Origin of the sequence: Streptomyces sp. NPDC058375 (genome assembly GCF_042723425.1) — a bacterium.
Taxonomy (GTDB): Bacteria; Actinomycetota; Actinomycetes; order Streptomycetales; family Streptomycetaceae; genus Streptomyces; species Streptomyces durocortorensis.
Genome location: NZ_JBHXJG010000242.1, coordinates 1 through 11,074, shown reverse-complemented (window position 1 = coordinate 11,074; position 11,074 = coordinate 1). Strand labels below are relative to the sequence as shown.

General features: G+C 72.0%; 9 protein-coding genes and 2 pseudogenes. 8 read left to right on the top strand and 3 right to left on the bottom strand.

From position 1 onward, the window contains the following. Positions 1 to 364 (bottom strand): annotated as a pseudogene (locus ACFWM7_RS28750) (hypothetical protein); the annotation flags it as partial. Between ACFWM7_RS28750 and ACFWM7_RS28745 the strand changes: the two are divergent. Next, positions 356 to 475: pseudogene (locus ACFWM7_RS28745) on the top strand (MarR family transcriptional regulator); the annotation flags it as partial. The pseudogenes ACFWM7_RS28750 and ACFWM7_RS28745 sit on opposite strands and share 9 nt — an antisense overlap. A gap of 114 nt (positions 476 to 589) precedes the next feature. Here ACFWM7_RS28745 and ACFWM7_RS28740 read toward each other — a convergent pair. Both ACFWM7_RS28740 and ACFWM7_RS28735 read right to left on the bottom strand, forming a co-directional pair. Next, positions 590 to 2,260, bottom strand: coding sequence for a hypothetical protein (locus tag ACFWM7_RS28740; RefSeq protein WP_383265872.1), 1,671 nt, complete (start codon positions 2,258 to 2,260; stop codon positions 590 to 592). 206 nt (positions 2,261 to 2,466) lie between these two features. Beyond that, positions 2,467 to 4,692, bottom strand: a complete 2,226-nt coding sequence (locus ACFWM7_RS28735) for an elongation factor G-like protein EF-G2 (RefSeq protein ID WP_383265870.1) — start codon at positions 4,690 to 4,692, stop codon at positions 2,467 to 2,469. 297 nt (positions 4,693 to 4,989) lie between these two features. Between ACFWM7_RS28735 and pgsA the strand changes: the two genes are divergently transcribed. From pgsA to ACFWM7_RS28700, 7 genes are all read left to right on the top strand, one after another. Continuing rightward, positions 4,990 to 5,691 (top strand): phosphatidylinositol phosphate synthase, encoded by a 702-nt coding sequence (gene pgsA / locus ACFWM7_RS28730; protein ID WP_383265868.1) that lies wholly within the window; start codon positions 4,990 to 4,992, stop codon positions 5,689 to 5,691. Then, positions 5,688 to 6,611, top strand: coding sequence for a phosphatidylinositol mannoside acyltransferase (locus tag ACFWM7_RS28725; RefSeq protein WP_383265865.1), 924 nt, complete (start codon positions 5,688 to 5,690; stop codon positions 6,609 to 6,611). The genes pgsA and ACFWM7_RS28725 overlap by 4 nt, the downstream gene beginning before the upstream one ends. Next, a complete protein-coding gene (locus ACFWM7_RS28720; protein ID WP_383265863.1) occupies positions 6,608 to 7,768 on the top strand; it encodes a glycosyltransferase family 4 protein in 1,161 nt (386 codons plus the stop codon). The genes ACFWM7_RS28725 and ACFWM7_RS28720 overlap by 4 nt, the downstream gene beginning before the upstream one ends. 106 nt (positions 7,769 to 7,874) lie before the next feature. Beyond that, the gene (locus tag ACFWM7_RS28715) at positions 7,875 to 8,423 is read left to right on the top strand and encodes a hypothetical protein (protein ID WP_383265860.1); all 549 of its coding nucleotides are present in this window, start codon (positions 7,875 to 7,877) and stop codon (positions 8,421 to 8,423) included. 131 nt (positions 8,424 to 8,554) lie between these two features. After that, complete coding sequence (gene pdxS / locus ACFWM7_RS28710) at positions 8,555 to 9,475, top strand: pyridoxal 5'-phosphate synthase lyase subunit PdxS (protein WP_003970325.1); 921 nt, start codon at positions 8,555 to 8,557, stop codon at positions 9,473 to 9,475. A gap of 6 nt (positions 9,476 to 9,481) precedes the next feature. Further along, positions 9,482 to 10,114: a pyridoxal 5'-phosphate synthase glutaminase subunit PdxT gene (pdxT, locus tag ACFWM7_RS28705; protein WP_383265858.1), complete on the top strand. Its 633-nt coding sequence runs from the start codon at positions 9,482 to 9,484 to the stop codon at positions 10,112 to 10,114. A 61-nt stretch (positions 10,115 to 10,175) separates the two neighbouring features. Beyond that, a complete protein-coding gene (locus ACFWM7_RS28700) occupies positions 10,176 to 10,928 on the top strand; it encodes a YebC/PmpR family DNA-binding transcriptional regulator (protein ID WP_205083000.1) in 753 nt (250 codons plus the stop codon). The last annotated feature ends 146 nt before the right edge of the window (positions 10,929 to 11,074 follow it).

The following is an 11,074-nucleotide window of genomic DNA, read 5'->3' as shown; positions in this document are numbered from 1 at the left end:
GGAATCGCTCCGGCGGCACCTCCCCTTCGCCGTACCGCCTCGGCGTGCCGGCGGCGGGGCGCCGAACGGGCTGTCCGAGATCGAGGTGAGGATCTTGACGTCGTCGGCGCTGAGCTGGTCGTGGAAAGCCTGGGTTTCGGGGGTGGAGAACCAGGGCAACCCCGAGGCCGGGACGGCCGGAGTCCAGGTCGGTGCCGGGCAGTGGGTCGCGTACGGCCAGCGCCACCGGCTTGGTGTCGAAGACAACCGCGTGGGGCGGGGAGGCGGGGGCGCGGCGCAGGCCGAGGTTCTTCTCGCACAACTCGGCGGCCGCCTCCAGGTCCCGGACCTGCAAGGCGATGAAGTCGGGACCGCCATGGACCAGGCGCTGCGCGCGCACGGTCTTACCGTGCCGCAGTACGCCTGCCTGGAAGTCCCCACCGCGCGCCCCGGCCTGTCCAACGCCGACCTCGCCCGCGCTACCTTCGTCACCCGCCCCGCCTGGACGTCCTTGCGACGCCACTCCTCGACCGCCGCCACAACCGTGGCGCACAAAGCGAACCGCTGCCCGACGTCGCAGCAGTGTCAACCACGCTCGCGAGTAGTGCACCTACGCGTCGTAGACGTCGGCCTTGCGCGGGGCCGGGTCCTGGACGAGGCCGCTCAGTATCATCGAGCGGTTGTCGAAGCGCTCCGTGTCGACGCCGTTCTCCGCGAGGACCCGCATCGCCGCCGAGTGGACCGCCCGCAGCACCGGGGTGGCGGCGCGCATCGCGTCGTCCGCCATGAAGCGGTGGTTCCACGGCTTGGCCGCCCACGCGTGCCGCAGCCCGAACGGCTCCGGCAGCACGATCTTCCCGCCCAGGTAGTCCAGCAGCGGCGGATACCAGGTGAGGGGGGCCCGCAGCGCGAGCCGGACGACCTCCTTGGCGTCCACCAGCGCCAGTGGGACGTCCCGGGTCTCCCAGAAGCGGACGGTCTTGTTGACCGTCTTCGTCTTCGCCGCCGGCTTGGTGAGGAACAGGCTGTGCACCGGCCCCAGCGCGTGGCCCGTGACCTCGATGCGCAGCGTCTCGTGGAGCACGGTCACGGTGATCATCATGGTGATCACCAACTGGCCGTCCCACAGGGTGAACTGGACGCCCAGGTAGTGCCGGTCGCCGCTGCCGAACTGCTGGTGGTTGCAGATCCGCTGTATCTCGTGGGGCTTCACCTGGAAGGTGGCGACGTCCTCCCCCTCGGGGCGCGTGACGGCGTCGGCGTTCTCCCCGATGGGCGAGACGATCCAGTGCTTCACGGACGGCTTCGGGAAGCCGCCGGTGTTCAGCGGTCCGCGCTCCAGCATCTTCAGCTGGTCGTGGATGATCCGGATCAGGTCCCAGCTGCGGAACTGGTGGATCTCCTTCGTCGGGTCCTTCGGGAGCAGCTCCTCGGCCAGCTGCCAGCTGCCCCAGCGGGTGCCCATCCCGAGGACGCCCTTGGGGCCGGCGTAGAAGACGGCGTTCGACTGCTGCTCGGCCGACAGCTTCTCCAGGCCCTGGCGCAGGGCCTCGCGGGCGGTCTCGTTGGGGTTCTTCGGGACCGCCTCGGGGATCTTCGCGATCACCCCGGTGCCCGAGAGAAGGCCTTCCCAGCGGGCCCGCATGTCCCTGGCCGAGGTCTCCGCGATCCGCTTGGCGAGCACCCAGCCGATCACCGGGGCGACGAGCGCGCCCCGGACGTAGAGCGCGAGCAGCCCGTCCAGGGGGAGCTTGACCATCAGGACCAGCGCGCCGATCCCGAACGCGGCCAGGAGCACCGTGCCGACCGCGCGGAACGCCGTGTCCTTGGACTTGTCGAGCGCGTCCCGGATCCGGAAGGCGATCACCCAGGCCAGCATGCCGGGCAGGAACAGCACGCCGAACACCACGGTCACCAGGGTGAGCCGGCTGTCGCGGGCCTTGCGCAGGTTGTTCGCCGACAGGCAGTGCTCCACCACGGTCTGCGGGTCCGTGCCGAAGGACTGGATCAGCGCCTTGCGGGCGCCGCCGAGCATGCGCTCCTGGACGGCGCGGGCGAACGCCTCACCGAGATTCGGCTTGAAGTAGCCGGACTTGAAGAGTTTGGAGGAGCCCGGCTTCACCTGCGATTTGTGCCACTCGCTGTTGGCGTCGAGGATCGTCTCCACCGGGCTGTCCCGATACGCCGCCGAGGCCAGGGCATTGGTCGCCACGGTCTGGCTGCCCGAGCCCTGGACCGGGATCTGGGCCCCGGGTGAGAAGTCGAATCCGTCGCTGGCCACCTGTCGCCCCCACTCGCCGCACGTCTGCTCCTGCGGTGTGCCCAACTACCGTACGCGGCATACCTTCTGAGCTGCGACCACAGCGTATCGTCCGGATCACACCACCACCCGTCACCGGCGTGGTCGCGGACGGCGAGTGCGACAGTGCGCCGGTCACGCGCCGGGGGCCCGCCTGCCGGTCGGCGCCGGGGCGGCCGGTTCGCCGGTCACGCCTCGGGTGACCCGTTCGCCTGCTCGGCGCGGAGTCGGTCGGCGATCTGCGGCGGCATCGCCTCGTGCCGGGCGTACGCGCGGTCGAAGCGGCCGGTGCCGTGCGACAGGGAGCGCAGGTCCACCGCGTACCGGCCGACCTCGATCTCCGGCACCTCGGCCCGTACGAGGGTGCGCCCGCCCGCACTCTGCTCGGTGCCCACGACCCGGCCCCGCCGCCCCGAGAGGTCGCTCATCACCGGGCCCACACAGTCGTCGGGGACCAGGACGCTCACCTCGCACACCGGCTCCAGGAGCTGGATGCGGGCCTCGGCCGCGGCCTCGCGCAGCGCGAGCGCCCCGGCGGTCTGGAACGTGGCGTCCGAGGAGTCCACCGAGTGCGCCTTGCCGTCCAGCAGCGTGACCCGTACGTCGACCAAGGGGTGCCCGGCGGCCAGCCCCCGGGCGGCCCGGGCCCGCACGCCCTTCTCCACCGAGGGGATGAACTGGCGCGGCACCGCACCGCCGACGACCTTGTCGACGAACTCGATGCCGGAGCCCGGCGGCAGCGGCTCCACCTCGATCTCGCAGATCGCGAACTGGCCGTGTCCGCCGGACTGTTTGACGTGCCGTCCGCGCCCGGCGGCCCGCCCGGCGAACGTCTCGCGCAGCGGCACGCGATGCGGTTCCGCGTCGACCTGGACGCCGTAGCGGTTGCGCAGCCGCTCCAGGGCCACCTCCTGATGGGCCTCGCCCAGGCACCACAGGACGACCTGGCCGGTGTCCGGGTTCTGTTCGAGGCGCAGCGTGGGGTCCTCGGCGACCAGCCGGGCCAGGCCCTGCGACAGTTTGTCCTCGTCCGCTTTGCCGTGTGCCCGCACCGCCAGCGGGAGCAGCGGGTCCGGCGTCGACCAGGGCTCGATCAGGACGGGGTCGCCGGCCGGGGAGAGGGTGTCGCCGGTCTCCGCCTCGCCGAGCCGGGCCACGCACGCCAGATCGCCCGCGACGCACCGGTCCAGGGCGTTCTGCCGGCGGCCGAACGGCGAGGTGAGCGCCCCGACGCGGATCTCCGCCTCGTGGATGGGGCGCGGGGCGTGCCCCGTCGCGTCCAGGCCGTGGCCGCACAGGTGGACGGAGTCGTCGTGGCGCAGGGTGCCGGAGAAGACGCGGACCAGCGAGACGCGGCCCACGTACGGGTCGGAGGAGGTCTTGACGACCTCGGCGACCAGCGGGCCCTCCGGGTCGCAGGCCGGTGCGGGCCGGGGCTTGCCCGCCGGGGTGGTGACGACGGGCGGGGTGCGCTCCAGCGGGGTCGGGAAGCCGCGGGTGATCAGCTCCAGCAGCTCGACGGTGCCGATGCCCTGGCGGGCGCCCTCGGCCGCCGGGGCCGCGGTGAGGACGGGGTGGAAGGCGCCCCGGGCGACGGCCCGTTCCAGATCGGCGATCAGGGTCGCGACGTCGATGTCCTCGCCGCCGAGGTAGCGGTCCATCAGGGACTCGTCCTCGCTCTCGGCGATGATCCCCTCGATCAGCCGGTCCCGGGCGGCCCGCAGCGGTTCCTCCTGGTCGGGCGCGGGCGGCAGCTCGGTGCGTTCCCCCGGGGAGTAGTCGAGGATCCGCCGGCTCAGCAGCCCGGTGAGCCCGGTCAACGGGGCGTGCCCGTCGGCGCCCTCGGGCCCCAGCACGGGCAGGTACAGCGGCAGTACGGCGTCGGGGTCCTCGCCCCCGAAGTTCTCGGCGCAGATCCGGGTCATGTCGTCGAACGAGGTGCGGGCGGTGTCCAGGTGCGTGACGACGATCGCACGCTCCATGCCGACGAGCGCGCACTCCTCCCACGCGGCCCGGGTGGTCGCGGCCACCGACTCCGCCTCCTGGGCCGCCGAGACGACGAAGAGGGCCGCGTCCGCCGCGCGCAGACCGGCCCGCAGCTCCCCGACGAAGTCCGGGTAGCCGGGGGTGTCCAGCAGGTTGATCTTGCAGCCGTCCCAGGCCACCGGGACCAGCGAGAGCTGTACGGAACGCCGTCGCCGCTGCTCGATCTCGTCGTAGTCGGAGACGGTCGCCCCGTCCTCGACCCGGCCGGCCCGGTTCACCGCCCCCGCCGTCAGGGCCAGCGCCTCGACCAGCGTGGTCTTGCCCGATCCGCTGGGGCCGACCAGCACCACGTTCCGTACGACGGAGGGGTGGCCGGCCATCGGTGCTCCTGTGGCGGCTCCGGGGTGTGCGTGTGCCTTGTCGCCCATCGTGCGTGCCTCCCGGTCGATGGCGCGGTGCGGGGGAGGGCGACCGCGCGCGGAGCAGCGGTGGTGACGGGGCGGGGAGGCCGCCGCGGCGGTCTCGGCGACGCCCGCGGTCCTTCGAGCTTGGCACCGCGGCGGGACCTCGTCCATAGGTCGCGCACGGGAGCCGTCCGGCCGGGGCCGGATCCCGGGGGACACCCGGCGGCGGGTGCCCGTCCGGTGGAAGGCACCGGCGGTGACTACGATGGGCCAGCCGGTGGCCGAAGGGGCCGCTCGGCGAACCGAACCCTCGGGAAGGCCATGCTGAACAAGTACGCGCGTGCATTCTTCACGCGTGTCCTCACACCGTTCGCCGCTCTGCTGCTCCGCCTCGGGGTCAGCCCCGACGCGGTCACTCTCATCGGCACGGCCGGAGTGATGGCAGGTGCGCTGGTCTTTTTCCCGATGGGGGAGTTCTTCTGGGGCACGATCGTCATCACGATCTTCGTCTTCTCCGACCTCGTCGACGGCAACATGGCGCGGCAGGCCGGGATCTCCAGCCGGTGGGGCGCGTTCCTCGACTCGACGCTGGATCGGGTCGCCGACGGGGCGATCTTCGCCGGCTTCGCCCTCTGGTACGCGGGCAGCGGTGATGACAACATCCTGTGCGCCGTCGCGATCTTCTGCCTGGCCAGCGGCCAGGTGGTCTCGTACACGAAGGCGCGCGGCGAGTCGATCGGTCTGCCGGTCGCGGTCAACGGCCTGGTGGAGCGCGCCGAGCGGCTGGTGATCTCGCTGGTCGCCGCCGGTCTCGCCGGACTGCACACGTTCGGCGTCCCCGGCATCGACGTCCTGCTGCCGATCGCGCTGTGGATCGTCGCCGCGGGCAGCCTCGTGACGCTGATCCAGCGGGTGGTGACCGTACGCCGCGAGTCGGCCGAGGCGGACGCCGCCGAGGCCGCGAACGGGGGCCCGGTCGCTTCGGGCCCCGCGTCGGGCCAGGGGAGCGAGGCCGACCGGTGAGCGCGGGCGCGTCCGATCTGAAGGGCCGGCTCACCGACGGGCTGTACGGGCTGGGCTGGGGCGCGGTCAAGACGCTGCCCGAGCCCGCCGCCGCCCGCCTCTTCCGCACCATCGCCGACCAGGTCTGGAAGCGGCGCGGCAAGAGCGTGCTGCGCCTGGAGTCCAACCTGGCGCGGGTCGTCCCGGACGCCGGCCCGGAGCGGCTGGCCGAGCTGTCGAAGGCCGGGATGCGCTCGTACATGCGCTACTGGATGGAGTCGTTCCGGCTGCCGACCTGGAGCCCGGAGCGGATCAAGGCGAGCATCGACGTCCAGGACGTCCACCATGTGACCGAGGGCCTGGACGCCGGGAAGGGCGTGATCGTTGCCCTGCCGCACCTGGCCAACTGGGACCTCGCCGGCGCCTGGGCCACCACCGACCTGAAGATCCCCTTCACCACCGTCGCCGAACGCCTGGAGCCCGCGACGCTCTACGACCGGTTCGTCGCCTACCGCGAGGGCCTGGGCATGGAGGTCCTGCCGCACAGCGGCGGGGCCGCGTTCGGGACCCTGGCCCGGCGGCTGCGCGCGGGCGGCCTGGTCTGCCTCGTCGCGGACCGGGACCTCTCCGCCTCCGGGGCCGAGGTGTCGTTCTTCGGCGCCACCGCCCGGATGCCCGCCGGCCCGGCGCTGCTCGCCCAGCAGACGGGCGCCAAGCTGCTGCCCGTGACCCTCTGGTACGACGGCACGCCGGTGATGCGCGGGCGTATCCATCCGGCGGTCGACGTGCCGCAGGAGGGCACCCGCGCCGAGAAGACCGCCGCCATGACCCAGGCAATGGCCGACGCCTTCGCCGGCGGCATCGCCGAGCACCCGGAGGACTGGCACATGCTCCAGCGGCTCTGGCTGGACGACCTGGACCCCCAGGGGGAACCCACGTGAAGATCGGCATCGTCTGCCCGTACTCCTGGGACGTACCGGGCGGCGTGCAGTTCCACATCCGGGACCTCGCCGAACACCTGATCCGGCTCGGCCACAAGGTCTCCGTGCTGGCCCCCGCCGACGACGAGACGCCGCTGCCTCCGTACGTCGTCTCGGCGGGCCGGGCCGTACCGGTCCCTTACAACGGCTCGGTCGCCCGGCTGAACTTCGGCTTCCTGTCGGCGGCCCGGGTGCGGCGCTGGCTGCACGACGGCACGTTCGACGTGATCCACATCCACGAGCCGACCTCCCCGTCGCTGGGGCTGCTGGCCTGCTGGGCGGCGCAGGGGCCGATCGTGGCCACCTTCCACACCTCCAACCCGCGCTCGCGGGCGATGATCGCCGCATACCCGATCCTGCAGCCCGCGCTGGAGAAGATCAGCGCCCGGATCGCGGTCAGCGAGTACGCCCGGCGCACCCTGGTCGAGCACCTCGGCGGGGACGCCGTCGTCATCCCCAACGGCGTCGACGTCGGCTTCTTCGCCGACGCCGAGCCGAAGGCCGAGTGGCAGGGGCAGACGCTCGGCTTCATCGGCCGCATCGACGAACCCCGCAAGGGCCTGCCCGTCCTGATGAAGGCGCTGCCCGCGATCCTCGCCGCCCGCCCCGAGGCCCGCCTGCTGGTCGCCGGGCGCGGCGACGAGGAGGAGGCGGTGGCGTCCCTGCCCAAGGAGCTGCGCGAACGCGTCGAGTTCCTCGGCATGGTCAGCGACGAGGACAAGGCCCGGCTGCTGCGCAGCGTCGACGTGTACGTGGCCCCCAACACCGGCGGCGAGAGCTTCGGGATCATCCTGGTCGAGGCGCTGTCGGCCGGAGCGCCGGTCCTCGCGAGCGACCTGGACGCCTTCGCGCAGGTCCTGGACCAGGGTGCGGCGGGCGACTTGTTCGCCAACGAGGACGCCGACGCGCTGGCCGCCGCCGCGATCCGGCTGCTGGGCGACCCGGAGCGCCGCAAGGGCCTGCGCGAGCGCGGCGGAGCCCACGTACGGCGCTTCGACTGGACGACGGTGGGAGCCGACATCCTCGCGGTGTACGAGACGGTGACCGACGGGGCCGCCTCGGTCGCGGCGGACGAACGCCCGGGGCTGCGGTCCCGGTTCGGGCTGGCCAGGGACTGAGAGCCGGGCGCCCGCGCCTGACGGTGGCGCGGGCCGGGCTCCGGTACGCGGCCTCGGCGTCGTCCCGTTGAAGCGGGGGCCACCGGCGACGGTAGCGTGTGGGCCCGTGACCGTAACCCTCATCGTCTGGATCGTCCTCGCCGTCATCGCGATCGGCGTGTACCTCAGCTGGACCGCCGGCCGGCTCGACCGCCTGCACTCCCGGATCGACGCCGCCCGCGCCGCCCTCGACGCCCAACTGCTGCGCCGCGCCTCGGTCACCCAGGAGCTGGCCACCTCCGGCGTCCTGGACCCGGCCGCCTCGATCGTCCTGTACGAGGCCGCGCACGCCGCCCGGCAGGCCGAGGAGGACCATCGCGAGGTCGCCGAGAGCGAACTGAGCACCGCCCTGCGCGCCGTCTTCGGCGAACCGGCCCAGGTCGACGCGGTGAAGGAGATCCCCGGAGGCGTCGAGGCGGCCACCGAACTGGCCGCCGCCGTACGCCGTGTGCCCATGGCCCGCCGCTTCCACAACGACGCCGTGCGTGCCGCCCGCGCCCTGCGCCGGCACCGCACCGTCCGGCTCCTCCGGCTCGCCGGGCACGCGCCGTTCCCGCTCGCCTTCGAGATGGACGACGCCCCGCCGGTGGCCCTCGCGGACCGCCCGGGCACCTGAGAGCCTCCGAGCTGGAACACGATCCCAGGCCAAAACGATCCACGGCCTGTTCATTGGCCCTTGCTGTGGCCTGGTCCCACAGCGTTTGCTCGGCGATGCAGTATCCAGCGTCTTTCACCGAGTGAGGTCCCGTGTCCACGCTTCCCAGCACCCCGCAGTCCGCCGAGTCCCCCGCCACCGGCACCGCCCGCGTCAAGCGCGGCATGGCCGAGCAGCTCAAGGGCGGCGTGATCATGGACGTCGTCGACGCCGAGCAGGCGAAGATCGCCGAGGACGCGGGCGCCGTGGCCGTCATGGCCCTGGAGCGGGTGCCGGCCGACATCCGCAAGGACGGCGGCGTGGCCCGGATGTCCGACCCCAACATGATCGAGGAGATCATCGGGGCCGTCTCCATCCCGGTCATGGCCAAGTCCCGCATCGGCCACTTCGTCGAGGCCCAGGTCCTCCAGTCCCTCGGCGTCGACTACATCGACGAGTCCGAGGTCCTCACCCCGGCCGACGAGGTCAACCACAGCGACAAGTTCGCCTTCACCACCCCCTTCGTCTGCGGCGCCACCAACCTGGGCGAGGCCCTGCGCCGGATCGCCGAGGGCGCGGCCATGATCCGCTCGAAGGGCGAGGCCGGCACCGGCAACGTCGTCGAGGCCGTCCGCCACCTGCGCCAGATCAAGAACGAGATCGCCCGGCTGCGCGGCTTCGACAACAACGAGCTGTACGCCGCCGCCAAGGACCTCCGCGCCCCGTACGAGCTGGTCAAGGAAGTCGCCGAGCTCGGCAAGCTGCCCGTCGTGCTGTTCTCCGCCGGCGGCGTCGCCACCCCGGCCGACGCCGCGCTGATGCGCCAGCTCGGCGCGGAGGGCGTCTTCGTCGGCTCCGGCATCTTCAAGTCCGGCGACCCGGCCAAGCGCGCCGCCGCCATCGTGAAGGCCACCACCTTCTACGACGACCCGAAGGTCATCGCGGACGCCTCCCGCAACCTGGGCGAGGCCATGGTCGGCATCAACTGCGACACCCTGCCCGAGTCCGAGCGCTACGCCAACCGCGGCTGGTAACCACTGATGAGCGACACCCCCCTGATCGGCGTCCTGGCTCTCCAGGGCGACGTACGGGAGCACCTGATCGCCCTGGCCTCGGCGGATGCCCTGGCCAGGCCGGTCCGGCGCCCCGAGGAGCTGGCGGAGGTCGACGGCCTGGTCATCCCGGGCGGCGAGTCGACCACCATGTCCAAGCTGGCGGTCCTCTTCGGCATGATGGAGCCGCTGCGCGAGCGGGTCCGGGCCGGGATGCCGGTCTACGGCACCTGCGCCGGCATGATCCTGCTGGCGGAGAAGATCCTCGACCCTTCCCCAAGCTCTCAACTCCGTTCGAGCAGGGGATACCCCATTTCGGGCCAGGAGACCGTCGGCGGCATCGACATGATCGTGCGGCGCAACGCCTTCGGCCGGCAGAACGAGTCGTTCGAGGCCGCGGTCGAGGTCGGCGGCGTCGAAGGCGGCCCGGTGGACGGGGTGTTCATCCGTGCGCCCTGGGTCGAGTCCGTCGGGGCCGAGACCGAGGTCATCGCCGAACACGGCGGGCACATCGTGGCCGTACGGCAGAAAAACGCCCTCGCCACCTCGTTCCACCCCGAACTGACCGGCGACCATCGCGTGCACGCTCTGTTCGTGGACATGGTGCGCGCAGTGAAGTGAGCGGACCCCGGTAGGATCTCTCGGGTTCGACTCGATTTTGGTGACGCGAAGGAGAAGGCAGATGTCCGGCCACTCTAAATGGGCTACGACGAAGCACAAGAAGGCCGTGATTGACGCCAAGCGCGGCAAGCTCTTCGCGAAGCTGATCAAGAACATCGAGGTCGCGGCCCGCTCCGGCGGCGTCGACCCCGACGGCAACCCCACGCTCGTCGACGCCATCCAGAAGGCGAAGAAGAGCTCCGTCCCGAACAAGAACATCGACTCCGCGGTCAAGCGCGGCGGCGGTCTCGAAGCGGGCGGCGCCGACTACGAGACGATCATGTACGAGGGTTACGGCCCCAACGGTGTCGCGGTGCTCATCGAGTGCCTCACCGACAACCGCAACCGCGCCGCATCCGACGTACGTGTCGCGATGACCCGCAACGGCGGCTCCATGGCCGACCCGGGCTCCGTCTCGTACCTGTTCAACCGCAAGGGCGTCGTGATCCTGCCCAAGGGCGAGCTGACCGAGGACGACGTCCTCGGCGCGGTCCTCGACGCGGGCGCCGAGGAGGTCAACGACCTCGGCGAAACCTTCGAGGTGGTCAGCGAGGCCACCGACATGGTCGCGGTGCGCACCGCGCTCCAGGAGGCGGGCATCGACTACGACTCCGCCGAGGCCAACTTCCTGCCGACCATGCAGGTCGAGCTGGACGAAGAGGGCGCACGCAAGATCTTCAAGCTCATCGACGCGCTGGAGGACAGCGACGACGTGCAGAACGTCTTCGCCAACTTCGACGTGTCCGACGAGGTCATGGAGAAGGTCGACGCCTGACGGCACGGCCGCACGGCTCGGCGCGACGGGCCGACGGGGACACACCCCCACGGCCCCGCGGCTTGTGGGGTGCGGCGGGTTGTGGGTGCGTGGCGGTAGCCGGCGGGGACCCCTGAACGAGTGGGGGGGGGGGGCGGGAAGGGCCC

Coding starts and splice junctions, on each gene's coding strand:
- pgsA (WP_383265868.1), top strand. CDS start 4,990: ATGCTGAACAAGTACGCGCGTGCATTCTTCACGCGTGTCCTCACACCG.
- ACFWM7_RS28735 (WP_383265870.1), bottom strand. CDS start 4,692: ATGGGCGACAAGGCACACGCACACCCCGGAGCCGCCACAGGAGCACCG.
- pdxT (WP_383265858.1), top strand. CDS start 9,482: ATGAGCGACACCCCCCTGATCGGCGTCCTGGCTCTCCAGGGCGACGTA.
- ACFWM7_RS28700 (WP_205083000.1), top strand. CDS start 10,176: ATGTCCGGCCACTCTAAATGGGCTACGACGAAGCACAAGAAGGCCGTG.